This is a genomic window from Williamsia sp. 1138, assembly GCF_002095435.2.
Lineage (GTDB): Bacteria > Actinomycetota > Actinomycetes > Mycobacteriales > Mycobacteriaceae > Williamsia.
On the sequence record NZ_MJEJ02000038.1, the window covers coordinates 43,271 to 68,351 of the forward strand.

General features: G+C 64.0%; 23 protein-coding genes. 16 read left to right on the forward strand and 7 right to left on the reverse strand.

Annotation, left to right across the window (positions count from 1 at the left end; translation table 11 throughout):
• Positions 1 to 68: 68 nt before the first annotated feature.
• From BH683_RS09945 to BH683_RS09955, 3 genes are all read right to left on the reverse strand, one after another.
• Positions 69 to 713, reverse strand: a complete 645-nt coding sequence (locus BH683_RS09945; RefSeq protein WP_084836103.1) for a TetR family transcriptional regulator — start codon at positions 711 to 713, stop codon at positions 69 to 71.
• A gap of 141 nt (positions 714 to 854) precedes the next feature.
• Positions 855 to 1,721 (reverse strand): alpha/beta hydrolase, encoded by an 867-nt coding sequence (locus BH683_RS09950; protein WP_084836104.1) that lies wholly within the window; start codon positions 1,719 to 1,721, stop codon positions 855 to 857.
• Positions 1,722 to 1,760: 39 nt separating this feature from the next.
• A complete protein-coding gene (locus BH683_RS09955; RefSeq protein ID WP_084836105.1) occupies positions 1,761 to 2,540 on the reverse strand; it encodes a glucose 1-dehydrogenase in 780 nt (259 codons plus the stop codon).
• Positions 2,541 to 2,655: 115 nt separating this feature from the next.
• Here BH683_RS09955 and BH683_RS09960 point away from each other — a divergent pair, with 115 nt between their 5' ends.
• The 3 genes from BH683_RS09960 to BH683_RS09970 all read left to right on the forward strand — a co-directional run bounded on the left by BH683_RS09960 (position 2,656) and on the right by BH683_RS09970 (position 5,146).
• Positions 2,656 to 3,585, forward strand: coding sequence for a PDR/VanB family oxidoreductase (locus BH683_RS09960; RefSeq protein ID WP_084836106.1), 930 nt, complete (start codon positions 2,656 to 2,658; stop codon positions 3,583 to 3,585).
• Between the two features lie 29 nt (positions 3,586 to 3,614).
• Positions 3,615 to 4,457, forward strand: a complete 843-nt coding sequence (locus BH683_RS09965; protein WP_084836107.1) for an enoyl-CoA hydratase-related protein — start codon at positions 3,615 to 3,617, stop codon at positions 4,455 to 4,457.
• Positions 4,458 to 4,582: 125 nt separating this feature from the next.
• Positions 4,583 to 5,146, forward strand: a complete 564-nt coding sequence (locus BH683_RS09970) for a dihydrofolate reductase family protein (RefSeq protein ID WP_084836108.1) — start codon at positions 4,583 to 4,585, stop codon at positions 5,144 to 5,146.
• Positions 5,147 to 5,250: 104 nt separating this feature from the next.
• Here BH683_RS09970 and BH683_RS09975 read toward each other — a convergent pair whose 3' ends face one another.
• On the reverse strand, positions 5,251 to 6,063 hold the full coding sequence (locus tag BH683_RS09975; protein WP_094647377.1) for an alpha/beta hydrolase: 813 nt from the start codon (positions 6,061 to 6,063) through the stop codon (positions 5,251 to 5,253).
• Positions 6,064 to 6,292: 229 nt separating this feature from the next.
• Between BH683_RS09975 and BH683_RS09980 the strand changes: the two genes are divergently transcribed.
• Entirely contained in the window at positions 6,293 to 7,417 is a 1,125-nt protein-coding gene (locus tag BH683_RS09980) for an acyl-CoA dehydrogenase family protein (protein ID WP_206186620.1), read from the forward strand.
• A gap of 10 nt (positions 7,418 to 7,427) precedes the next feature.
• Positions 7,428 to 8,582, forward strand: a complete 1,155-nt coding sequence (locus BH683_RS09985; protein WP_084836187.1) for a CaiB/BaiF CoA-transferase family protein — start codon at positions 7,428 to 7,430, stop codon at positions 8,580 to 8,582.
• Between the two features lie 4 nt (positions 8,583 to 8,586).
• Here the strand turns inward: BH683_RS09985 and BH683_RS09990 are convergent, their stop codons facing one another.
• Positions 8,587 to 9,327 carry a GntR family transcriptional regulator gene (locus tag BH683_RS09990; RefSeq protein WP_084836111.1) on the reverse strand — a complete coding sequence of 247 codons (741 nt, stop codon included), beginning with the start codon at positions 9,325 to 9,327 and terminating at the stop codon, positions 8,587 to 8,589.
• Between the two features lie 202 nt (positions 9,328 to 9,529).
• Here BH683_RS09990 and BH683_RS09995 point away from each other — a divergent pair, with 202 nt between their 5' ends.
• Genes BH683_RS09995 through BH683_RS10005 form a run of 3 tightly spaced genes read left to right on the forward strand, consistent with a single transcriptional unit; the run spans position 9,530 to position 12,273 of the window.
• The gene (locus BH683_RS09995) at positions 9,530 to 10,375 is read left to right on the forward strand and encodes a CoA ester lyase (protein ID WP_084836112.1); all 846 of its coding nucleotides are present in this window, start codon (positions 9,530 to 9,532) and stop codon (positions 10,373 to 10,375) included.
• A gap of 5 nt (positions 10,376 to 10,380) precedes the next feature.
• Complete coding sequence (locus tag BH683_RS10000; RefSeq protein ID WP_084836113.1) at positions 10,381 to 11,379, forward strand: MaoC family dehydratase; 999 nt, start codon at positions 10,381 to 10,383, stop codon at positions 11,377 to 11,379.
• A gap of 57 nt (positions 11,380 to 11,436) precedes the next feature.
• A complete protein-coding gene (locus BH683_RS10005) occupies positions 11,437 to 12,273 on the forward strand; it encodes an enoyl-CoA hydratase-related protein (RefSeq protein WP_246833288.1) in 837 nt (278 codons plus the stop codon).
• A gap of 19 nt (positions 12,274 to 12,292) precedes the next feature.
• Here the strand turns inward: BH683_RS10005 and BH683_RS10010 are convergent, their stop codons facing one another.
• A complete protein-coding gene (locus BH683_RS10010; RefSeq protein ID WP_084836114.1) occupies positions 12,293 to 13,564 on the reverse strand; it encodes a benzoate/H(+) symporter BenE family transporter in 1,272 nt (423 codons plus the stop codon).
• Positions 13,565 to 13,817: 253 nt separating this feature from the next.
• On the opposite strand from BH683_RS10010, the gene BH683_RS10015 reads away from it, so the two are divergent.
• The 4 genes from BH683_RS10015 to BH683_RS10030 all read left to right on the forward strand — a co-directional run bounded on the left by BH683_RS10015 (position 13,818) and on the right by BH683_RS10030 (position 18,277).
• Positions 13,818 to 14,708, forward strand: coding sequence for a siderophore-interacting protein (locus BH683_RS10015; RefSeq protein ID WP_084836115.1), 891 nt, complete (start codon positions 13,818 to 13,820; stop codon positions 14,706 to 14,708).
• Positions 14,709 to 14,961: 253 nt separating this feature from the next.
• The gene (locus BH683_RS10020; RefSeq protein WP_084836116.1) at positions 14,962 to 16,002 is read left to right on the forward strand and encodes an ABC transporter substrate-binding protein; all 1,041 of its coding nucleotides are present in this window, start codon (positions 14,962 to 14,964) and stop codon (positions 16,000 to 16,002) included.
• A gap of 77 nt (positions 16,003 to 16,079) precedes the next feature.
• Entirely contained in the window at positions 16,080 to 17,150 is a 1,071-nt protein-coding gene (locus BH683_RS10025; RefSeq protein WP_246833289.1) for an iron chelate uptake ABC transporter family permease subunit, read from the forward strand.
• A 65-nt stretch (positions 17,151 to 17,215) separates the two neighbouring features.
• Entirely contained in the window at positions 17,216 to 18,277 is a 1,062-nt protein-coding gene (locus BH683_RS10030; protein ID WP_210405191.1) for an iron chelate uptake ABC transporter family permease subunit, read from the forward strand.
• Positions 18,278 to 18,315: 38 nt separating this feature from the next.
• On the opposite strand, the gene BH683_RS10035 is transcribed toward BH683_RS10030, so the two are convergent.
• Positions 18,316 to 18,822 (reverse strand): DoxX family protein, encoded by a 507-nt coding sequence (locus tag BH683_RS10035; protein ID WP_084836118.1) that lies wholly within the window; start codon positions 18,820 to 18,822, stop codon positions 18,316 to 18,318.
• A gap of 132 nt (positions 18,823 to 18,954) precedes the next feature.
• On the opposite strand from BH683_RS10035, the gene BH683_RS10040 reads away from it, so the two are divergent.
• The 4 genes from BH683_RS10040 to benC all read left to right on the forward strand — a co-directional run bounded on the left by BH683_RS10040 (position 18,955) and on the right by benC (position 25,076).
• Positions 18,955 to 20,307: an aromatic acid/H+ symport family MFS transporter gene (locus tag BH683_RS10040; RefSeq protein ID WP_084836119.1), complete on the forward strand. Its 1,353-nt coding sequence runs from the start codon at positions 18,955 to 18,957 to the stop codon at positions 20,305 to 20,307.
• A gap of 98 nt (positions 20,308 to 20,405) precedes the next feature.
• Positions 20,406 to 21,821, forward strand: coding sequence for a benzoate 1,2-dioxygenase large subunit (gene benA / locus BH683_RS10045; protein WP_084836120.1), 1,416 nt, complete (start codon positions 20,406 to 20,408; stop codon positions 21,819 to 21,821).
• Between the two features lie 2 nt (positions 21,822 to 21,823).
• The gene (benB, locus tag BH683_RS10050; protein ID WP_084836190.1) at positions 21,824 to 22,339 is read left to right on the forward strand and encodes a benzoate 1,2-dioxygenase small subunit; all 516 of its coding nucleotides are present in this window, start codon (positions 21,824 to 21,826) and stop codon (positions 22,337 to 22,339) included.
• A 10-nt stretch (positions 22,340 to 22,349) separates the two neighbouring features.
• Positions 22,350 to 25,076, forward strand: coding sequence for a benzoate 1,2-dioxygenase electron transfer component BenC (benC, locus tag BH683_RS10055; RefSeq protein ID WP_084836121.1), 2,727 nt, complete (start codon positions 22,350 to 22,352; stop codon positions 25,074 to 25,076).
• Positions 25,077 to 25,081: the final 5 nt, after the last annotated feature.

Sequence of the window (25,081 nt, forward strand, 5' to 3'; positions counted from 1 at the left end):
CTCCACGCAAAGAGGCGGTATTCACCCTATGTCGGTGAGTACCGCCTCTTTTGGTTGCGTGGTACCGGCTATGCGGATTCGACGATGTCGAGCTCGTGATCGCGCATGATGCCGTGCAGAAAACTGCGGATCATTTCTTCGAAAAGCTGCTTGGAGTTGTATTCGTTGGCTGCCAGTGCCTCGGTCAGCAGCGGCTGGGAATGCTTGTCGACGTTGGTGAAGATCGTCGAGCGGGTGCTCTGCTTGCGTACGGCTTCCATCATCACCGCGCCGATGGAGATGGTCTCCATGCCGTCCAAGATCTGCACGTGCAGCTCGATCGGGACTCCGGAGTCGAGGAGGAACTGCGCCACCTCCTCGTAGCTTCCGGTGAGGACGTCCCGGGGGAGGTAGTTCAGCAGCAACGGCGCGGCATTACGATGCCGCAGGATCGCGCGACGGAAGTTCAATCCGAGCTGGACGAAATACTCGGGCCAGTTGGGGCCTGGTTTTCGACGAGGCCGGGCGACATCAGCACCGGCGATATGGCGAGCAACAGCCGACAGTATCTCCGACTTGTCCGAGAAATGATGGTAGAGCGAAGGCGCCCGCACGCCGAGTTGCTTTGCGATGCGGGGGAGGCTCAGGGCGTCGAGTCCGTCGGCGTCGATGATCTGCAGCGAGGCTTCCACGACAGTGGCGCGGCTGATGAGCGGTGTTGATGGCCGGGGCATGTCAGATCGATTCCCGCGAGGTGGCGGTGACGCGGACAGATTGCATGTGTACGGATACTAGTCCTCCTACCTCCCCGATCGCGGCAGGACAGTGCCGTGGGAGGGCGGTGAAAACCTTCAGCTGGTAGGTGCCTCGTGGGTTCACGGTCGTGCGGGCGGTACATCGGTGTCGAGGAACTCCACCAGCCCTTGGCTGAGTACGCCGTTGTCGTCGCCGCTGACCATGTGCCCCGCCCCGCCGACGTCGATGTGCTTCGATCCGGGGATGGCCTGGAGTAGATCCTCCGCACCGTCGGCACTCACCACATCGGATTGAGCGCCCCGGATCAAGAGCGTGGGTACCGTGATCGATCTCGCTGCGCCGCGTGCCCTGACCTCGCGTGCCGCGGCGACGTCCGGCCCGTTCTCGCTGTGTTCGAGCAGGCGTGGATCCCAATGCCAGTACCAACGGCCATCCCGGCGGCGGAGGTTCTTCTGTAACCCCTCTTCACGCGGGGGCCGGGAGCGTGTCGGGTTGTAGGCGACCACCGCATCGACGGCGTCTGCGAGCGTGTCGAAACCTCCGAGGCCGGATTCCATGAACTGTCGGATTCGCTCGATCCCGGCGGTCTCTGCCTTCGGGGTGATGTCGACGAGAACCAGAGCCCGGCCGAGCTGGTATTCCGCCTGGGCGGTGAGCGCTGCCATTCCGCCCATGGAGGCCCCGACAAGAACGGGACTCGTATCGAGGGCTCCTGCTACGGCACGGATGTCGCGGGCTTGTGCGGAGCTGCTGTAGTCGCCGTCTTTCGCCCATTGACTGCCGCCGTGACCACGAGCATCGATCGAGTAGGCGGTCCAGCCGTGCTGGGCGAGCCGAATGCCGGTGCTCTGCCACGAGTGCCGCGTCTGACCGCCACCATGGAGCAGCAGGACGTCGCCTCGGCTGACTCCGGCCGGTACCCACCGGTCGGCAGCGAGGTCGACGCCGTCGCCGGGCAAACGCAAGTGGTCGCTTTCTGTCTGCATGTGTTGATCCCCTTGTGTGTTGAGTCCGCGTGCGGTGGGTCAGTGTCCGGACGTGCCGCCGTCGACGGCGAGCGTCGAGCCGGTGATGTAACCGGCGCCGCGGCCCGCGAGAAACACCACTGCTGCGTCGATCTCTCGCTGCGTAGCGGTCCGGCCCAACGAGCAGCCTCGGAGGAACTCAGCGAGAGTGTCCGCATCCATGTCGCTGATCATGTCGGTATCGACAAAGCCGGGCGCTATCGCGTTGACGCGAATGCCCTTGCGCTGCGCCCACTGGTTCGACAGATCGCGGGTCAATCCGATCAGGCCTGCCTTGCTGGACGCATAGGCGGCTTGCGGTAGCGCTGATTTGACCAGACCGAGCATGCTCGAGATGTTGACGATGCTCGATCCTGGTTTCATCACGCGAGCGCACGATTGGGCCATCCAGTACGCCCCGAACAGATTGACCTCCAGCACTTTACGGTAGTCGTCTGGGTTCTCTCGCGTCGCTGGGGCAGCATGTGTGACGCCGGCATTGTTGACGAGGATGTCCAGTCGTCCGAACTCGGCCACAGCGGCGGCGGCGAGGTCGTCACACTGCGCAGGGTCGGTGACGTCGGTCGGGACAACCAAGCACCGTCGTCCCTGTTCGGCAACCGACTTCGCAACCTCTTCGAGCAGATCTCTGCGCCGGGCAGCGACCACGACATCGGCGCCGGCATCGGCGAGTGCGCGTGCGAAACCTGCCCCGAGTCCGCTGCCCGCTCCGGTGATCACGGCGACCGAACCGTCGAGCCTGAACACATCGAGGATCGAACTGCTGCGTGAACTGTGCACTGTGGCGACCTTCCCATCGGCTGCGCTACCATTAAACTAATGACATAAGGTTTAATACCAGACGCGAGGGAAGCGGGGTGAGCCGGTGGTCGACGAATCGAACACTATGCGTCCGATGAAGGTCATCGGCAAGCGTGAGGTGGCCGACGGGGTGGTCACCATCCAACTCGCCGACGCCGAAGGTGGGCAGGCGCCGAGCTGGTCGCCGGGATCGCATATCGATCTGGTGCTCGACGACGACGTGGTGCGCCAGTACTCACTGTGCGGAGACCGGTCGGACCCGGCGTCCCTGACCGTCGCCGTCCTCCGCGAGGCCGGCGGTCGGGGAGGTTCGATTCGCGTCCACGACAAAGTCGAGGTCGGCGACCTGATGACGGTCAAAGGTCCGCGCAATCATTTCGAACTCGTGCAGGCAGATTCGTACCTGTTCGTCGCCGGCGGGATCGGCATCACCCCGATGATTCCGATGGTGCGCGACGTCGAGACCTCCGGTACGCCGTGGAAACTGTTGTACGGCGGAAGGGCCCGCGGCAGCATGGCCTTTGCGACCGAACTGGCGCAGGAGTACGGCGATCGGGTGCAGTTGCGGCCGCAGGACGAGTTCGGGTTACTGGATCTGGTGTCCGAACTCGAGCAGGCGGTGCCGGGGACAGCGGTGTACTGCTGCGGGCCGGAACCCCTGCTGCAAGCGATCGAGGCCGCGTGCTCTGCTCGCTCCGACGTGACGTTGCACCTTGAACGCTTCTCGCCGAAAGCGCAGTCCGCAGACGCCGTCGACGGTGCCTTCGACCTCGAGCTGCGCACTTCCGGCAAGACAATCGCCGTCAGGGCTGATCAAACCGTGTTGGACGCGGTGCTGGACGCCGGCGTGGACGCCGACTTCTCCTGTCGTGAGGGCACGTGCGGAACCTGCGAAGTCGCAGTGCTGGGCGGTCGGCCCGACCACCGGGATTCAGTGCTCGACGAGGATGAGCAAGAGGCCGGCGACGTGATGATGATCTGCGTCTCGCGAAGCCTCGATCCGACACTGGTCATCGACCTGTAGCCAGGAGTTCACGACGTGAGAGGAATTTTGTGACCGAGACGAGCACTGAGAGCGTTGTCGAACTGGAACGGCGGGGTGCTGTCGGGGTGGTGTGGCTCAACCGCCCGGACCGCCTCAACGCGTTCACCCTCGAGATGCGCACGCGCATCATCGAAGCGATCGATGAGTGCGATGCGGACGACTCGATTCGGGTGGTCGTTCTGACCGGTCGCGGGCGAGCCTTCTGCGCCGGAGCAGACCTGGAGGCGGGTGGCGACACCTTTGTCCTCGACGACGACCCCGAGACCGGAGGAACACCCGCAGATTCCGGTGGGGAAGTTGCCCTGCGTCTCTATCGGTCGACCAAGCCCGTGGTGGCCGCGATCAACGGACCTGCTGCCGGCGTCGGCGTGACGATGAGTCTGCCCGCTGACATCAGAATCGCCTCCGAGACTGCGAAGTTCGGCTTCGTATTCACCCGTAGGGGTCTGGTGCCGGAGGCGTGTTCGACATGGTTCCTCCCGCGGGTTGTCGGCATCTCCACCGCGCTGGAATGGGCTGTTGGCGGCAAGATGGTTTCGGCGTCCGAGGCTCTCGAACGAGGTCTTGTGCGGGAAGTGGTGCCTGTTGACCAGGTTCTCGACCGCGCGATCGCGGTGGCAATTGACCTGATCTCGGGCACATCGCCGGTCTCGGTGGCTTTGACCAGGCAGATGATGTGGCGGATGCTCGGCGCCGAGAGTCCGGAAGTGGCCCACCGTGCGGAGTCCGAGGCCATCTACGTACGCGGAACGTCCGACGATGTTCCCGAAGGGGTCGCGGCGTTTCTCGAGAAGCGGGTTCCTGATTTTCCTCTACAGGTGTCGGCCGGACTGCCACGGGTCTTCGACTAGGCATCCCTTGTCGGACCCCCATCTCTACCGGCTTTTCGGCCGCACCGGCTCTGCAACACCGGCGCGTAAAGAGAAAGCCGGTAGGGTCGGCTGCACTGCAGCCCGCCCGAGGAGATCGGCACAGTATGGGAACTCTGAGTTACGCCGCGACAGTGTCTCTCGACGGCTATGCCGCCGACGCTGATGGTGACTTCCAGTGGACCGGCCCGAGCGATGCGGTGTTCGCCGTCCATCTCGACCGCATCGCGACGGTGACGACCGAGGTGCTGGGCCGAAAGACATACGCGGGGATGGACTACTGGGAGACCTACCCTGACGACGCTGACGGTCCTGAGGCCGCGCGGGAGTTCGGCCGACGGTGGCGGGGTATCGACAAGGTGGTGGTGTCGTCGACGCTGACGCCGGACGAACTCCAGTCGGACCGTGCACGTCTCGTCTCTAAGCTGAGCTTGGACGAGTTGCAGCGGATCGTCGACGACGCGGCTGGTGTGGTCGAGATCTTCGGCCCGACCACCGCGGCTGCGGCAATCCGTGCGGGTCTCATCGAAGACTTCCACTTCTTCGTGGTTCCGAAGACGGTGGGCGGCGGTCTGCGGGCCCTGCCTGATGGCGCTCGCCTTGACTTGGATCTTGTCGAGCACAGAATCTTCGACAACGGCATCGCATACCTGCACTATCAGCCGCGCTGAGGATCAACTCCTCGCGCAAACCCACCCGTTCCGGTCAAACCCACGGGGCCGTGACCCCTGGTTTTGACCGGAACGGGTGGATTTGCGGAAGCGACGGACTCGTTCTACAGTCCGTCGTCGAGGAAGTCGATGACCTGAGCCGACACAGAGTCGGCGAATTCGTCGAAGAACCCGTGCCGACCGCCGGTGGTGATCTCGACGTGAGAGTCGCGGATGGCGTCACCGAGGCGGTGCGCGTTGACAACCGGGGCCATGAGGTCGTCACTGCCATGCAGGATCAGTGTCGGCGAACGGATTTCGCAGAGTCGATCGACGGCGTCGTGGCCGCCACTGGTGCGCAGATGGAGTAGCTGCGCACGGGTCGTCATGTGGGGATCTCCGAGCAGGTGGCTGCGTCGCCCCGGGGCGAACCACGCCGGGGTGTACATGAACTCGAGTAGCGCATTGACCCTGGCATGCGAATCCTGTTGTGCCAGTGCGCGACGCACGTCGTTGTCGCGCTCGACCGCGAGCGCCCCGCCTGTGGTTGTGCAGGCGAGGACGAGTTGATCCACAGTCAAGGGGTGGTCGATGGCGAGCATCTGCGCTACCCGGCCACCCATCGAGGTGCCGTATACGTGCGCGGAGTCGACTCCGAGGGTCGCCAGAACCCGAGCGGCGTCGTCGGCGAACAGGGTGGTCGACCAAGTCGATGATTCCTCGGCGCGGGTGTCCCCGGCGCCTCGATAGTCGAAGCTGATCGTGCGAAATCGCTGCTCGAAGTGGTCCCGGATGCCGGTCCACCACCGGTGTGAGTTGGCTTGGCCGGCAAGCAGCAGTAGTGCGGGTCCGGTGTCGGGCCCACCTTCCTGCACGGCGAGCAGGGCCCCGTCGGAGGTCTCGACAGTGCTGCGGCGCAACCCAATTGTTCGGCTCATAGTCATCCGAGAATATCGTGATCCAAATGTACGGCCAATCTGGCGTCGACGGCCCAATCCCACCTCCGATAGTGTGCCCTTTTGGTGGAGTTCACCTGGGGTTTCTTTCGCCAGAAGGGCACATCATCGGGGGTGGGTTGACTTCAGGGGCAGCGCCGAGCAATATGGCCGTACAAAGTTTCCCTTGCTGGAGGATCACGTGAGCTACAACCTGAACGACGAAGAAACGATGCTGGTGCGGACTGTTCGCGACTTCGTCGACCGCGAGGTGAAGCCGTCGGTACGGGAGGTCGAGAAGGCCAACGAGTATCCGGAGAAGTGGATCGAGCAGATGAAGCAGATCGGCATCTATGGTCTTGCGATCGACGAGGCCTACGGTGGGTCGCCGGTGTCGATGCCCTGCTACGTCGCGGTCACCGAGGAACTGGCACGGGGTTGGATGAGTCTGTCCGGTGCCATGGGCGGACACACGGTGGTGGCCAAGCTCATCGCGCTGTACGGCACCGAAGAGCAGAAGCAGAAGTACTTGCCCGTGATGGCCACCGGTGAGATGCGGGCGACGATGGCATTGACCGAACCGGGCGGCGGATCGGATCTGCAAGCCCTCACAACGGTCGCCAAGACCGAAGGCGATGACCTCGTCATCAGTGGGTCGAAGACGTGGATCAGCAATGCCCGTCGGTCGGGGGTGATCGCGTTGCTGTGCAAGACCGATCCCACAGCCCAGCCCCGGCACTCGGGAATCTCGATCGTGCTGGCCGAACACGGACCGGGACTGACGGTGTCGCGGGATCTGCCCAAGCTGGGCTACAAGGGCGTCGAGTCGTGTGAGCTCTCCTTCGACAACTACCGCGTCCCGCAGACAGCCATCCTCGGTGGCACCCCGGGCAAGGGATTCGCGCAGATGATGAAGGGCCTGGAAACCGGTCGCATCCAGGTGGCTTCCCGTGCGCTCGGTGTTGCGACGGCAGCGCTGGAGGATTCGCTCGCCTATGCGCAGCAGCGCGAGAGCTTCGGAAAGCCGATCTGGAAGCACCAGTCGATCGGCAACTACCTGGCCGACATGGCGACGAAGCTGACCGCCGCACGACAGCTCACCCGTTATGCCGCAGAGAAGTACGACTCCGGCGAACGATGCGACATGGAAGCGGGCATGGCGAAGCTGTTCGCCTCCGAGATCGCCATGGAGATCGCGCTGAACGCGGTTCGTATTCACGGTGGCTACGGGTACTCGACCGAATACGATGTCGAACGCTACTTCCGGGATGCGCCGTTGATGATCGTCGGCGAGGGCACGAACGAGATCCAGCGCAACGTGATCGCGGGCCAGTTGGTATCCCGTGGCGGAATCTGACGATACCGCCATGACATCAGCGCAGCCGCTCGCCGGAATCACCGTCGTATCCCTCGAACATGCTGTTGCCGTGCCGTTTGCGACCCGTCAGCTCGCCGATCTCGGTGCTCGGGTCATCAAGATCGAGCGCCCCGGCGTCGGCGACTTCGCGCGCGGCTATGACCGCAGCGTGCACGGACAATCGAGCTACTTCGTGTGGCTCAATCGCGGCAAGGAAAGTCTCGAACTCGATGTGAAAAACGCCGACGACCGACGGGTCCTCGACGTCCTGATCGAGCGGGCAGATGTGTTCGTCAGCAATCTCGGGCCGGGTGCCATCGACCGCCTCGGGCTGGACGCGCGCACCCTGCGGGAGAGCCACCCGGATCTGGTGCACTGCAGTGTGTCCGGTTACGGGACCGAGGGACCGTATCAGTCGAAGAAGGCGTACGACCTGTTGATTCAATGCGAAACGGGGGTGTTGGCAGTCACCGGATCACCGGATGAACCTGCCAAGGCAGGCCTCTCCATCGCCGACATCGCCGCCGGGATGTACACCTACACAGGCATTCTGACCGCGCTCTACCATCGGCAGACGACGGGTGAGGGTGCATCGCTCGAGGTCGCCATGATCGACGCGCTCGGGGAGTGGATGAGTCAGCCGGCGCTGCTCGCGGGCTTCTCGGGGACGACTCCGCCGCGCACCGGCGCACGCCACCAGACGATCGCCCCATACGGCCCCTACGAGTGTGGTGACGGGCAGGCCGTGTTCTTGGCGGTGCAGAACGACAGGGAGTGGGCCTCGCTGTGCTCCACGGTGTTGGATCGCCCTGAACTCGCCACCGATGGGCGGTTCATCCACAACCCGGACCGTGTCGAGAACACCGCGGCGTTGAATGTGCTCGTCTCCGAAGCGCTGCAGCGCAGTTCGTCGGCTGACGTGATCGAACAACTCGATCAGGCCGGTATCGCGAACGCCCGGATGCGCACGGCAGCCGAATTACTCGACCACCCGGCCCTCCGGGAGCGCGATAGATGGCGCGACGTCGACACCGAAACCGGAACTGCCCGCGGTCTGCGATCCCCGGTGAGTATCGCCGGGTCCGATGAGGTTCCGTTGGGGTCGGTACCCCGACTGGGCGAACACAATGATTTGATCCGGCGGGAACTGGGTGTTCAGGTGTGACCGCTCAAGCGCGTTGCAGCGTCACCCGGTAGGTGTAGTGCTCCGGTAGGTAGTGACTCACCGACAGTTCCCGGGCGACACCGGCCGCATCGGTGTAGAGACGATCGATACGCAAGACCGGGTGTCCTTCGGTGCAGCCGAGGTGCGCGGAATCCAGACCGTTCGCGGCATCGACCGTGATGGACTGCGCTGCTTCGGAAATCGGCGAATCGAGATGGGGTTCGAGCAGGCCGATCATGGTGTAGGTGCTGACTGCACCTGCGGCCACTTCCGGCGCATTCAGTACCAACCGTGCGGTGTCCTCGGGCAGGTGCACGGTGGTGAGGACAAACGGGATTTCATCGTGGATGCGCCGGAAGACCATGGTGTAGACGACGTCGCTGTCGAGGCGGAGACGGCTCGCTGCTTCGACGTCGACGCGGCGCGTCAGCGCGCCGACCACTTCCATCGTCGTGTCGGTCGACAGGTTCAGCAGGTCTTGGATCGAGCCTTGCTGACGGAGGTACCGGCCACCGGACTCGTTGACGAAGGTGCCGCGCCCCGGGACCCGGTAGACGATGCCCGCGGCAACGAGGTCTACGAATGCGCGCCGCACGGTTTGCCGGCTGACCCCGTAGCGTTCAGACAGCTCGGCTTCGGTGGGCAGTTTCGCACCGTTGTCGTACATCCCACCGGCGATGTCCTGTCGGAGCTGATTGGACAACACCTGATAGGCGGGTTCGGCCTCGCGCTTCTTACCGGTCATGGTTCCTCAGATGCTATGCAGGTCATGCGCGTGCACCAACCTGATACACACCTCGTGTCGGATCTGGGGGTGATCGGCTGACCTTTGTATTGTACGGCCATATCGGCGCGCGTGCTCCGATTCGAGTCGAAACCTTGACTTTGATGCAGAATCCCGCCAGTATTTGGCCGTACATATCTTTGTCGAAGTGAGGTAGTAGTCGATGCAACGACGCAGATCGGTGTTGGTCGTACCCGGGTCCGACCAACGAAAGATCGACAAAGCTCTGATGCTCGAGGTCGATGAGGTGGTGCTCGACCTCGAGGATGCCGTGGTTCCGGCGCAGAAGGACACAGCGCGGGCACTGGTGATCGAGACGCTGGCGGGCGATGCGTCGCCCAGCGGTCCGTTGCTGTCGGTCAGGATCAACAGCATCGATTCTCCCTGGGCACTTGATGATCTGGCTGCGCTGTCGACGACAGGCTCTGGGCTGACGAGTGTGGTCGTGCCGAAGGTCGAGAGCGCCGAGCATCTCACCGCGGCCGTCCAGGAGTTGGGCACGCACCCGGCCGAACTGCAGGCACTGATCGAAACGCCGGCCGGCCTCACCTATCTCGACGACATCTGCGGCGCTACCGAGCGCCTGGCTGCGATAGTCATCGGTTATGCCGATCTCGCGGCAGCGCTCGGGCGCGAGCGCAACCTTCCGCCGCATCGATGGTCGGCCGTTCAGGACCGAATATTGATCGCCGCCCGTACCGCCGGTATCGCAGCCATCGACGGACCACACCTGTCGGTCGCTGACGACGCGGACTTCCAGGCTGCGACCCGTTGGACGCGCGAGCTCGGGTTCGACGGCAAATGGGTCATCCACCCGGCCCAGATCGCCTTCACAGCGCAGGAATTCACTCCGACAGCCGGTGCTGTCGCCGAGGCAAGACAAATCTTGGGTGCTCTCGCGGAGGCCGAGACCAAGGGCGCGGGAGCCGCGTCGCTCGATGGTCAGATGCTCGATGAGGCCGTCGCGGTGTCCGCGCGGCGGGTGCTGGCGCTGGCGGAAGGGCGCTGAGGACCATGACCGAACCAAACCCCATCGACGTGGGCGGTCCGTACTTCGACGAGCTGGCAGTGGGTCAGGTGTTCGACACCGCGCCGTCGATGACCCTCACGGACGGCGCCGCCGCGATGCATCAGGCCATTCTCGGAGATCGCCTGCGGCTGCCGCTCGATGCGCACCTGTCCGCAGCCGTCACCGGAGGGTCCACCGCGCTGGCTCACCCCGGGCTGGTCTGCGACATAGCCATCGGGCAGTCCACCCTGGCAACCCATCACGTCAAAGCAAATCTGTTCTACCGCGGCCTGCGGTTTCACGCCTTTCCGCACCTCGGAGACTCCCTCTACACCCGTACCGAAGTCGTCGGTCTCAAGGCGAACACCGTCAAGCAGGGTAGGCGCCCGACCGGGTTGGCCGCGCTACGGATGGAGACCGTCGACCAGACCGGCCGCAAGATCTTGGACTTCTACCGGTGCGCCATGATCCCGTTCTCGGATTCACCGCGCGATGTCGGCGAACCGGCGTCCGACGATCTGTCGGCCATCGGACCGGCCGACGAACCTGCGTATGGGATCCCGGAGGGCTGGGATCTCTCGGGGATGCCGGCGACCAGCACCGACCTTGCCGGGGCCACATTTCTCAGCAGCGCCGATGTTGTCTCGAGCGCACCGGAACTCGCCCGGTTGTCGCTGAACATCGCCGCAACACACCATGATTCACGAGTCAACGGGGGCGCCCGATTGGTCTACGGCGGCCACACCATCGGAATCGCGCTGTCACAGGCGACCCGGGCGTTGCCGAACCTCGTCACCGTCCTCGGCTGGCAGTCGTGCGACCACCTCGGTCCGGTGCGTGAGGGCGACACCATCACGAGTCGGCTTCATGTCGACTCCGCCGAAACGATCGACGGCGGAGCAACGCTGCTGCGACTCCGGTCGATTGCCGAGGTCGTGGGCGGCGAAGATGGGCCGATTCCTGTCCTGGACTGGCGGTTCACAGCACTTGCGGCCGGTGGGTAGCGGCGGCGGGTCTACCGTGTGATCTCGAGAGCACGTGGGACCCGAGGAGGAGACATTGTGACCGCATGGAACTCAGGCGTGGTGGAACTGGAGCGCCGGGGGCCGATCGCGATCGTCCGGCTGAATCGGCCGGAGCGCCTGAATGCGTTCACCAGCGAGATGCACGACCGGATCATCGATGCGTTCGACGAGTGCGACGCCGACGACGCGGTTCGGGCCGTGGTGATCACCGGTACGGGTCGGGCGTTTTGTGCGGGCGCGGACCTCGGCGGAGGTGGCGACACCTTCGTACTCGATGACAAAGGATCCGGCGAAGCGCCTCCCGACGAGGGTGGCCAGGTCAGTCTGCGCATCTATCGGTCACTCAAACCCGTGATCGCGGCCATCAACGGTCCGGCGGCAGGTGTCGGGGTCACGATGACGCTTCCCGCCGACATCCGCATCGCCGCGGACAATGCGAAGTTCGGATTCGTCTTCACCCGCAGAGGCTTGGTGCCAGAAGCCTGCTCCAACTGGTTCTTGCCCCGCCTCGTCGGCATCTCCACGGCACTCGAGTGGACGATTGGCGGCAAGATGGTCATGGCCGACGAAGCGCTCGAGCGGGGCTTGGTTCGTGAGCTGGTGCCGGCAGATCAGGTGGTGGATCGCGCCATCGCTGTAGCAACCGAGTTGACAGCAGGTGTGTCACCGGTGTCGGCCGCGCTTACCCGCCAGCTGATGTGGCAGATGCTCGGCGCCGAGAGTCCTGAGGTGTCGCATCGGGCCGAATCCAAGGCCATCTACATCCGCGGCACCTCCGACGATGTGCGAGAAGGAGTTACCGCGTTTCTCGACAAGCGTGTGCCGGAGTTCCCGCAGCGAGTATCCGAGGGACTGCCACCGATCTTCGGGTAACGACTGCGGAGCGCGCGGCTCAACCGCGGTCGTCGAGCAACCGGGTGACGACAACTCCGGCGACCAGCCCCCAGAAGGGGGCTCCGAGCCCTGCGACCTGAATACTCGAAATCGTCACCAGCAGTGTGATCAGCGGGCCCAGCGGTGGACGTTTCGATGTGTCCTCTGGTGAGTCCCTGAACGCTCCGACGAAGGCCCCGCGCAGGGCTTCGAGCATCGCCAGTCCGGCCAGTGCCGCGACGAAACCTGTTGGCACAACGGTGAGCAGTCTGACCAACATCGGGGCACTCAATCCGACGCCGATGGCCAGGACTCCGCACGTGATCCCTGCTGTGTACTGGCGGTGCCGTTCGCCGACCGCGGTGAGCAGGGCGTTGGTCGGCCCGGCCAAACATGTGGAGATCGCGCCAAGGGGAGCCGCGAGCACCGACCAGATACCGCACAGGACCGTGACCACCTTCATCGGTGGGTGGTGACCCGCGGCAGTCAAGACGGCTGCGCCCTGCCCGTTCTGCACAGCGATGACGGTGATCGACAGCGGAACCACCAGCTGTGCGCACGCCGGCCAACTCCACACCGGTGCAACGAATTCTGGAGCGGCGACCAGCGGTAGCGATGACGCCGCCGCCCCGAGTGGTTCGAATCCGCCGGTCGCTGCCAACGCGCCGAGACCGACGACAAGCGCGATGAGCACCGCGGGGACTTTGGCCGCCAACGCGGAGGATCTCGTCACCAGCAGCCATGCCACAACCATCAGTCCGGCGACAAGAACGTCAGAGGTGACCGCGCGGACCAGGCCGGTTCCGAAAGAGAGAAACGCCCCGGCGACCATCGCCATCACGACTCGGTGGGGGATCAGGGCCATGAGTCTCGCGACCAGGCCAGTCGCCCCGAGGACAGTGATCAGGATGCCGGTCGCGATGTAGGCACCGACCACCTCGGGCCACGTCAACGACCCCAGTGCCTGACCCACGAGAACAGTGCCGGGGATTGTCCAGAAGAAGCTCAGCGGCATCCGGTACACCCAGCTCGCGACGATCGTCAGAAGCCCGTTGAGAACGAAGACGCCGAAGATCCACGATGCCGTCTGGGACGCGGTCAGAGAACCGGCCGACGCCGCACCCATTATCACCGCGACGGGTCCGGTGGCGGAGAACAGCACACCGGTCGCGCCCGCCCCGACGTATCGGCCGCCGAAATCGGCGACCAGCTGCCGACGACTTGGCGGTCGTTGCGCCGGACGCTCGAATCCGCCTTCTGTGGGGCGGAGTTCAGCTTCAGTAGAGCTCATGGGTCGTCACCGGTCGTGTGCCAATTCTGTTCTGTCGCTGTAGTAGTGAGGCCCGGGGATGGCTGTGGACCCCGTCGCAAGGGTGTACGCGACGGCTTCGATCGTCGCCGAGTGTGCTCCACATCACATCAGGGTTATGCCTAGGGCTGACCTAGGGGCGAGGCACCCGCGCGGCGCTGTCGTCAGCGGCATTGGGACGCCGCCGATCTGGTTAGCTCAGGCTAACTTTGTACTTCGAAAGGAAAGGTGCCACGTGGCGATCAAAGGAAAGCAGCGCTTCTTCTATGCCGAGGTGGTGAGGACTGCGCGTATCTCGCCCTCGCTCGTGCGTGTCGTATTCGGCGGTGATGGATTGGCCGACTACGCGTCGAACGGCGCCGCTGACGAGTGCGTCTCGCTGTACTTCCCCGGCGAGGGCGAAGACAAGCCGCCGTCGATGATCGAGAAGGACGGCGAATGGGCCTACCGCGACATAGATGAACCCGAGCATCGCAACTACACGGTTCGGAGCTGGGATGCGGCCGCCAAAGAAATGTCGATCGACTTCGTTGCGCACAAGGGCGGAATTGCGGCGACGTGGGCACTGACAGCGGCACCCGGTGACGTCATCGGACTGTGGGGACCGCGCGGTTGGTATGACCCGCCCAGCGGCACGGCATGGCAACTCCTCGTTGCCGACCTCACCGGGCTTCCCGGTCTGTCTCGAGCTGTCGAAGAGCTGCCGGCCGGGTTTTCCGTTCGGGCGATCGTAGAAGTCCTCGACAACGCAGACAAGGTCGCGATCGAGACGAATGCGGACCTGAGCATCACGTGGCTCATCGGCGGAAACGGGCGAGGGCCGTCGGGGCTGGGCGAAGCCCTCCGTGCCGAACCCCTTCCGGATGGGCCTGGCTACGTGTGGTTCGCCGGAGAGGCAGCCACGAGCCGGGACGCGCGCAAATACCTGCGCAACGAGCGTGGCTTCGCCAGCGCGCAGATCGAGATAATCGGCTACTGGCGCGTTCGCGCCGAAGAGTGGCTCCAGAAGTACGAAGCGGTCGAAGATCGGCTCCACAGCGAGTACCAGCGGTTGATCGACGCCGGAATCGAGGAGGCAGAGGCCGAGAACCGGTGGGAGGACATGCTCGAAGAGGCCGGGCTGTAGTTGTGCCCCTCGGCGGGCTGCAGATGTGCGTATCAGGCACCTGCGGCGAGTGGGCTGTTCTGAAGATAGCCTAGCCTTAGCCAGGTTGTGCTAACTTTCTGAGCGGTATGTCCGCCGTGCGAGCAAACCGACCGGTGACTGTCCGTCTCAAGTCGCTGCGCGACGATATCGCGCAGCGTGTGTCCGTCACTTCACGGCTTTTCGCGAACGTCTGACCGACCCGAAACTGTTGAAGTAGACGAGAGGAATATCAATGAATCGGCTTTCCGCGCGTAGGCGCGCGACAGCACTGCTTGCCGGGGCGGTCAGCGTCGGCTTGATGCTCGCAGGTTGCGCGAGCGACTCGTCCGACGACGCCACCAACGGGGCGTCGAGTACCGGTGCGTTTCCGGTCACGGTCGACTCCGCCTACGGTGACGTCACCGTTGACGAAAAGCCTGAGCGAATCGTCGCCATGAGTCTGGACTGGGTCGGGTTGTTGGACATTCTCGGCGAGAAGCCCGTCGTGGTTTCGGGGGAGAAGTCCGATCTCGACGACTACCCGTGGTTGCAGGGGGTATACGACGGTGACTTCAACCCGGACCTCGTCACCGCGGAATACACGGACTCGCCGGAGGCGATCGCCGCACTGGAGCCAGACCTGATTTTGACGAGTGTCTGGGGCGTCGACGAGCAGCTCTACAAGCAGCTTTCGGCCATTGCGCCAACCTATGTGGGTCTGAAGACGCAGGAGGAAGGCGGCGATACCAGCTGGCAGGAAAGTCTGACGTCTCTTGCGGCGCTCACCGGGCATGACGAGAAGATCGTCGAGGAGACCGAAGCCAAGTACGACGCCGCCCTGTCGGAGGCCGCCGCGAAGCTACCTGGGTTGCAGGGCAAGACATTTCAGCTCGGTGTCCTCAGCGCTGAAGATCAGCAGCTGTGGCTCACCGAGTATGCGAACGAGCCCCTCGAGGCCTTGGGCTTGACGCCCGGAGCCGGGCAGCCGACAGGTGAGGGCGACAGTATCGGGGCGAACGCGCCCAAGTACTCGCTGGAGAACATCGACAAATTCACCGCTGACGTCGTGTTCATCGTCACTCACGAGTACGCAGATCCGGGCAACAAGTTCAGGACGGCGTTCGAGGCTGATCCCCGAGTCCCCGAGCTACTCGCCGCGAAGAATGAGACGCTTGTCTACCTCTATGGTCCGCAGTGGCTTGCGGTCAATCCCCCCACTCCATCGAGCGTTCAGTGGTGGGTCGACGAGATCGTTCCGCAGCTGGAGGCTTCAGCGCTCAACACGGGCGCCTAGGTCAGACCTATCGACATCCAGCCGCCTCGTGGCGAACGAGGCGGCTGGATGTGCGTCCGCCACCAGGAGACAGTCGAGTGACAACACGAACCGGTCATGCTCCTCCGCCCGCTGAGACGCCGGAGGGGGTCCGCCGCGCAACAGCAACGACAAGCCTGGGACGACGCGCGCTCGGATTGCTCATCGCGATGGCTTCGCTGATCGCCTTGGTGCTCCTGAGCATCGCCGTCGGATCGAAGGACATCCCGCTGTCGGTCGTGTTCGACGCACTCTTGCACAACACCGGCAAGGGCGACGCGTATGTCGTGTGGGACATGCGTATTCCGCGAACGGCAGTGGGTCTCGCAGTTGGTGTCGCGCTCGGGGTGTCCGGCGCGCTCATCCAGGCGTTGACCCGAAATCCGCTTGCCGATCCCGGCATTCTCGGGGTCAACGCCGGCGCCGAGTTCTTTGTCGTGGTCGGCATTGCGGCGTTCAGTGTGACCACCGCCGGTGGATATGTGTGGTTCGCGTTCTTCGGCGCATTGGTCGTCACGGTCGTCGTCTACGTGCTCGGTTCGATGGGGCGCGGTGGAGCCGATCCCGTCCAATTGACGCTGGTGGGCGTCGCATTCGGAGCGGTGCTGTCGGGCATTGTGACCGGTTGGGTGTTGACCGATCCAGAGATGTTCGATCAGATGCGCGGCTGGTACGCAGGCAGTCTCGTCGATCGAGGTTGGGAGGTACTGCTGCCGGTGCTTCCCTTTCTGATCATAGGAGTGGTGCTGGCCGCGATCGCGGCGAGTTCGCTGAACACCATCGCACTCGGGGACGACCTGGCGAACGCACTTGGTGCGAACGTTGTTCGAACGCGGGCGATCGTGATCATCGCGGTGACGCTGCTGGCCGGCGGCGCGACGGCGATCGCCGGTCCGATCGGATTCGTGGGCCTCATGGTTCCACACGTCGCGCGGTGGATCGTCGGCCCGGATCAGCGCTGGATTCTCGGCTATACGCTCGTTCTCGCACCGTCGCTGGTGCTGGCCGCCGACCTCGTCGGACGCGTCGTCATCCGCCCGGGCGAGTTGCCGGTCGGCGTCGTGACTCCGTTCGTCGGCGCCCCAGTGCTCATCTATCTGGTCCGCCGCGCAAAAGTGAGTGGCCTGTGAGCTGGCGGGGTGGCATCCGGAATGACGAGTCTGAGAGTGACGAGTCTGAGAGTTCAGTTGGCCTCGTGAGTGTTGACGAACGGCGGGTAGATTTCGGACACCGCACGCTCGTGATGCGCAAGGGCGGATGCGCATTACGATGGCACGGCCGCAGCGTCGTCGTATGCGCCGTGCTGGCGGTGGCGACGCTCGTGGTGACGGTGTGGGCCCTGACCCTCGGCGATTATCCCTTGAGCCTCGCGAAGGTGTGGGCAGCACTCACTGGAGACCCTGAGGCCGCTTTCGCTCGCACTGTCGTCGTCGAATGGCGGGCACCGCGGGCAGTCGCGGCGGTCGTATTCGGTGCTGCGCTGGGGGTATCCGGCGCGGCTTTCCAGTCGCTGATTCGCAACCCGCTGGCTTCACCGGACGTCATCGGTTTCACCGCAGGTTCGTATTCCGGCGCGCTGGTCGTGATCATCTTGATTCACGGTTCTTACCTGCAGTTGGCCGCGGGAGCGCTGGTCGGCGGTATCGCGACCGCGGCCGTCGTCTACCTCCTCGCGTGGCGGCAGGGGGTGCAGGGATTTCGCCTGATCATCGTCGGCATCGCGATTTCTGCGATGTTGACCTCGTTGAACACGTGGTTGATGCTCAACGCAAAGCTCAAGGTCGCCTTGAGTGCCGCAGCATGGGGCGCCGGATCGCTCACCGGTACGAGCTGGGATCAAGTGCTGATCGGCAGTGCGGTCATCGTCGTACTCCTCGGCGTCATGGCCGTGTTTTCGCCTGCCCTCAGGCAGCTCGAACTCGGTGACGACGCAGCGAAGGCAACGGGTGCGCGCGCGGAACGTGTCCGCCTCGTCGTGCTCGTGGTTGGTGTCGCGCTCACCGCGACCGTAACGGCTGCGGCAGGCCCGATCGTATTCGTCGCGCTAGCGGCCCCGCAGATCGCCCGTCGCCTGACTTGCAGCCCGGGCATAACTCTCGTGCCTGCGGCTTTCACGGGAGCGTTCTTGCTGGCCGGGGCCGACGTCACGGCGCAGCACCTACTTCCGGTTGCGCTGCCTGTCGGTGTCGTGACCGTGGTCGCGGGAGGCGGATATCTCGTGTGGTTGCTCATCCGAGAGGCGCGTCGTCGACGCTGAGATCTGTGTCCTCTGAGGTGTCGACTCGTCGGTTCCGCCTACTGCGGCCGGTGGAACGCCGCCAACTGAGCACCGGCGGCCATCAGTCCCACCCCGGCCGCGACCGCGGTCGCCTGGCCTGAGCTGAGTTTGGCGTCGACTCCGAGCGCTCGGTCGACGCTGAAGCGTCCCGGTCCAATCGCCGCCAGAGCGATGGCCGCCACGGACAGGTTGGCGACGTACTCCCAGCCTTCGGAAGTGATGAAGAAGCCGTTCGGCTGGTGGACCGACCGCGCTGCGACAGCCATGGTTCCGACAACAGCGGCCGCAGCCAACGGAGTGCCGGCTCCGGCGACGATGGCAGTGCCTGCGCCGACTTCGACGACGGCGGATGCTTGGGCCTGCAGTTTGGGTTGCTTGAATCCGATGGAGCCGAACCAACCGGCGGTGCCTTCGAGGCTGCGACCGTGTTTGACGCCGTGCGCGATCATGGTGCCGCCGATGGCAGCGCGGAGCAGGAGTTGAACCGCGGTGTGGTCGGAAGTCTTCGTGAACAAGCGTGTCATCTTGGAACCCTTCGCTGTGTCTGATGGCCCGTTGCAGAACCCCAGGTCGACACTAGGCAAGACCCTGGTGTGACGGGCAACACATCCCTCCATGATTCGTGAAGCAGCCCACCACAATCAGGAGATCCCGTGATGACCTCACCACCGACTTGGTCCGGACCGGAGCACCGCAAGAGTGTTCTGTGGATCGTCTTCCTCGCCACCGCGGCCATCGTGTTCGACGGATACGACCTCGTCGTCTACGGCACCGTTCTGCCCACTCTGCTCGATGACCAAACGCAACTGGGCAATCTCAGCCCCGGAACAGCCGGCGCGCTCGGTTCGTACGCGCTCGTCGGCGTGATGGTCGGAGCCCTCGCAGCCGGCACTTTCGGAGACCGGATCGGCCGCCGTCGGATGATGCTCATCAACATCGTCTGGTTCTCGGTCGGAATGGCGGTGACGGCCACTGCGCAGAGCATCCTGTCGTTCGGCATCCTGCGCTTCCTGACCGGAATCGGCGTCGGCGGACTCGTGGCCACGGTGGGCGCGATGATCGCCGAGTTCGCTCCGCAGGGAAAGCGAAACCTGTACAACGCGATCGTCTACAGCGGCATCCCGGTGGGTGGCGTTCTCGCCGCGACGCTCGCGATTCTGCTGGAGGACCACATCGGCTGGCGCGGTCTGTTCTGGATCGGCGCTCTCCCGCTCGTCGTTCTGCTCCCGCTGGCGGTGCGCAAGATGCCAGAGTCACCTCGTTGGCTGATCTCACGAGGACGGGTGGACGAAGCGCGAAAGGTCTGCAACGCCACGGGTATTCCGTTCCCTGACGGTACATCCGCAGCACCTGCCACCGACGGTGTCGGATTCGCAGTCCTGGCGACCAAGAAGTACATCACACCAACCGCCCTGTTGGGATTGATGAGCTTTTCCGGTTTGCTACTCACCTACGGGCTCAACACATGGCTACCGCAAATCATGAAGAATGCAGGCTTCAATGCCAAAGGTTCGCTCGCCTTTCTCCTCGTCCTGAACGGTGGCGCAATCGTGGGTGGTCTCATCGCTTCCCGGCTGGCCGACAAACGCGGCCCACAACGGATAGTGGCCACCAGCTTCTGCCTCGCGACGTTCGCGCTGATCTGCCTGACGCTCGGATTTCCGTTGCCCATCTTGCTTGCCGCTGTTGCCGTGGCCGGAACGGGAACGATCGGCACGCAGGTCCTGATCTACGGGTATGTCTCGAATTACTACCCGACCAATGCCCGGGCGGCCGGGGTGGCCTGGTGTGCCGGTTTCGGACGCCTCGGTGGCATCGTCGGTCCGATGATCGGCGGGCTGCTCTTGGGTGCGGGCATCAGCTCAGCCAGCGCGTTCTACATTTTCGCCGGTGTCGCTCTGGTCGGTGCCGGGGTCACCCTGTTGGTGCCCGGCCGGGCCGAGGACAACGTCTCCACCGATGAATCGCGCCCGACGACGTCGTCCCTGACCCCCCTGGGTAGTGACTAGGCATCTGCCTAGTGTGACCCAGGACACTCACTGCCAATCTGGCAAAAGCCCACTTTCTCCCGCTGGCGACGGCGCCAGACCTTTTCAGGAGGTACATCATGAGCGCTCCTACCGCAGACAATCTCAGCCACATCGCGACGGTACTGTCCGACGCAGTCATCGACGACCACGACGCCGGTATCTTCCGCGCGAACCGCCGAATCTTCACCGACGAAGACGTCTTCGAACTGGAGATGAAGCACATCTTCGAGGGCAACTGGATCTACCTGGCGCACGAAAGCCAGCTCCCCAACCCGGGGGACTACTTCACGACCTACATCGGCAGGCAGCCGGTCGTCATCACCCGCGCCAAAGACGGCGAGATCCACTGCTTGATCAACGCGTGCGCACATCGCGGCGCCATGCTGTGCCGACGCAAGACCGACAACCGGATGACGTTGACCTGCCCGTTCCATGGCTGGACGTTCCGCAACGACGGCACCCTGCTCAAGGTCAAGGATCCCGACAACGCCGGCTATCCCGAGACGTTCGATGTCAACGGATCTCACAATCTGACGAAGGTCGCGCAGTTCGACAGCTACCGCGGCTTCCTGTTCGGGAGCCTGAACCCCGATGTGCTCACCCTCGATGAGCACCTCGGCGACACCACCAAAGTCATCGACATGCTCGTCGACCAGTCGCCCGACGGGCTCGAGGTGTTGCGGGGTTCTTCGACCTACACCTTCGACGGCAACTGGAAGGTGCAGGCGGAGAACGGCGCCGACGGCTACCACGTCAGCGCGGTGCACTGGAACTACGCGGCGACGACCTCCCGTCGCGGCACGGGGGAGTCGAAGAACGACACCAAAGCGCTCGATGCCGGCGGCTGGGGCAAATCCGGCGGCGGCTACTGGTCGTACCCGAACGGGCACCTGTGCCTGTGGACCTGGGCGGCCAACCCCCAGGACCGTCCGCTGTGGGATCAGATGGACGAGCTCAAGAAGCAGCACGGCGATGCCAAGGGCGAGTTCATGGTCAAGGGCTCTCGCAACCTGTGCCTCTACCCGAACGTCTACCTGATGGACCAGTTCTCCACGCAGATCCGGCATTTCCGACCCATCGCACCCGACAAGACCGAGGTCACCATTTACTGCATCGCCCCCAAGGGGGAAAGCGACGCGGCCAGGTCCCATCGAATCCGGCAGTACGAGGACTTCTTCAACGCCTCCGGTATGGCTACGCCCGACGACCTCGAAGAGTTCCGCTCCTGCCAGCTCACCTTCCGCGCGCAGGCTTCGCCCTGGAACGACATGAGCCGCGGTGCCGAGCACTGGAAGAACGGACCGGATCCCGTTGCAGAGTCCCTGGGTATGGACGGCGTCATCTCGTCCGGGCTCAAGAACGAAGACGAGGGTCTGTACCCGGTGCAACACGGTTATTGGCTCTCGGCAATGCAAACCGCCCTGGACAACGAACGTCTCGCCGAATCCGACGGTGTCGCGTCTCGCAACGGCACAGCCACGAAGGAGGCATGATCATGACCACCACCGAAACCTCCAGCACCCTGATCACGCAGAATGCGATCGAGCAGTTCCTGTACCGCGAGGCCCGATACCTCGACGATCGGGAGTTCGAGAAGTGGCTCGAGTGTTACGCCGACGACGTCGTCTACTGGATGCCGTCCTGGGACGACGCGGACCTGCTGGTCGAGAATCCGCAACGCGACATCTCCCTGATCTACTACGGCAACAAGGGTGGACTGGAAGATCGTGTCTTCCGGATTCGGACCGAGCGTTCTTCGGCGACATCGCTTCCCGAGCCGCGCACCAGTCACAACATCAGCAACGTCGAGGTGATCGAACGACGCGGAGATTTGGTCGACGTCCGGTTCAATTGGCACACCATGTATTTCCGTTACAAGACCGTCGACCCCTACTACGGGACGTCCTTCTACACGATCGATTTCTCTGGGGAGCAGCCCCTTATCCGGCGCAAGACGATCGTCCTGAAGAACGACTACATCCACCACGTGGTGGACATCTACCACTTCTGAAGGGCGCATCATGACAACCACCCAGGAGGCACCCGCCGATACGGGCGGTCACCAGGTCGCCCTCTCTTTCGAAGACGGCGTCACTCGATTCATCAACTGTCGCACCGATCAAACGGTCGCGGACGCGGCCTACCGTCAGCGAATCAACATCCCGCTCGACTGTCGAGATGGAGCGTGCGGCACGTGCAAGGCGCTGTGCGAGTCAGGTGACTTCGACGGCGGCACTTACCTGTCCGATGCCCTGTCCGACGACGAGGCCGCTGCCGGGTACAGCCTGCCCTGCAGCATGAAGCCGCGGTCCGACCTCGTGCTGCAGATCGCGGCGACGTCAGCCATCGCCAAGACCGAGGCTGCCACGTTCTCCGGGAAACTTACGGAGCTGGAGAGGATCTCGCCGACCACAGTGCGATTCAGTGTCGAGATCCCCAACCGGTCCGATCTGGTGTTCTTGCCGGGACAGTACGTGAACATCTCGGTGCCCGGGACCGATGTCAAGCGCTCGTACTCGTTCAGCAACGGCCCACACGAGGAGCGGCTGACCTTCCTCGTCAAGCTCAATTCCGGTGGCGCCATGTCGGACTACTTGACCGAGCGAGCGGAAGTCGGTGACGCACTGACATTCACCGGCCCACACGGATCGTTCTTCCTTCGCGAAGCAGATCGGCCGGTGCTGCTGCTCGCCGGCGGAACCGGTTTGGCGCCGATACTCTCGATGCTGCGCAAGCTCCGCCGCGAGGGAAGCGAGCGCACCGCCCACCTGATCTATGGGGTCAGCACAGACGACGACCTGGTCGAAACCGCAGAACTCGACGAACTCGCTTCGACGCTCAGTGGTTTCACCTGGGATCACTGCGTGTCCGACAAGGAGACCACCGCGGTCAACAAGGGCTACGTCATGAGCCTGATGAAGCCAGACCATCTGCACGATGGCGACGTCGCCATGTACCTCTGTGGTCCACCGCCGATGGTCGAAGCCGTACGGGCGCATGTCAGGGACGCCGGCATCGACCCGACAGGGTTCTACTACGAGAAGTTCGCCCTCGCGGCAGCGCCCGGTTCGCCCGACACCGCATCAGCGGCAACGGCCGACGCCGAACCTGAGATGGTCGAAGAGCTACTGCTGTCGCCTGATGCCCGGGCGATCGCGGGTCAGGAAGTGCTGCACGTCTCGACCCTCGAGGCCTGGCCGGAGTCGGTCACGGTCTCCGATCACGGTGACGTGGTCCGGCGTATCGCCGGACAGCTGATTTCACCGCGCTTCGTCGACGGCGACGAGAAGTCCTCCGGCCCGGTTGATCCGGACGCCGGCCTCGTCTCCGGTCCCGACACCGGGGCTCGCACCATCGCTGGACAAACGGTGTTCCCGGCAGTCGAGGCCGTCGTCCCTGCACCGCCGGCTCCTGAAGTCACCCCGGCGGCACCGGCCACGTCTGCGGAGACCCCACCGATCACCGTCGGCGACGGCGGCTACGAGATCGGCGAGGATCATCCGGCGGTCCACGAATCCGATGCGATCTTCGAGGCGCGGCGAGCCTTGGAGCTCGGTGCTCTCGAAGTGACCCTGGGGCGGCTGAACAGCAGGCAACTGGCCGGGTACAGGTTGCTCGCCGAATCGACGCTGCCGCACGTAGACGGCGACCACTTCGTGAACGCCGCGGAGTACACCGAGACCAACGCCGCGTTCCACGACTATCTCTTCACCTTGACCGGTAATCAGCATCTGCTGCAGGCGTACACAGCGCTGGGCGTGAAGGGGCGGATGAGTGAGGTTCTCCGAAACGCGACGTGGTGCCACCCACTGTGCGCACAGGACCACATGGACATCGTCTCGGCGTTCGAGGCGGGGGACCGCGACGAAGCTCGTTCGCTGATCGTCGCGCATGCCGATCGCTCGAAGGAGACGATGCGGCGGGCGATGGCGGACAATCTGGCAGCGCAGGCGCCGCGCTTTGTGACACCCGGTAGATTCGCCGGAAAAGTTGTTGTCGTCACGGGAGCGGCGCAGGGCATCGGCGAGCGCATTGCCCGTCGGATCAGCGCCGAGGGCGGCAAACTCGTGGTTGCCGACCGTTCCGAGATCGTCAAGGAGTTGGCCGACGAACTATCTGTCAGCGGCCCCGAAACCTGTCCTGTCACAGCAGATCTCGAACACTGGGAGGGCGCGGACAACCTTGTCCAGCAGGCGTTGTCGGCATTCGGACGAATTGACGTCCTGATCAACAACGTGGGCGGCGCGATCAATTTCAAACCGTTCATCGAGTTCACGGACGCCGAGATTCGAGCCGAGATCGATCGCTCGCTGTTCACGACGCTGTACGCCTGCCGGGCCGTCTTGCCATCGATGGTCGAGCGGGGCGACGGCGTGATCGTCAACGTGTCCTCGGCAGCCACCCGGGGAATCAACCGCATCCCGTATTCGGCGGCAAAGGGCGGCATCAACGCCATCACGGCGTCACTTGCCATGGAGTACGCCGATGCCGGAATCCGCGTGGTCGCGACGGCGCCGGGCGGGACGGAGGCGCCTCCGCGGCGTATTTCGCGCGGTACACCGGAGCCGAAGGACAGCACCGAGCAAGGCTGGTTCCAGGCGCACATCGACCAAACGCTCTCGTCGTCGCTGATGCACCGGTACGGCACCCTCGACGAGCAGGCAGCGCCGATCTGCTTCCTGGCCTCGCCGGAGGCGTCGTACCTGACCGGGACGGTGTTGCCGGTCGCGGGCGGTGATCTGGGCTGAACGCG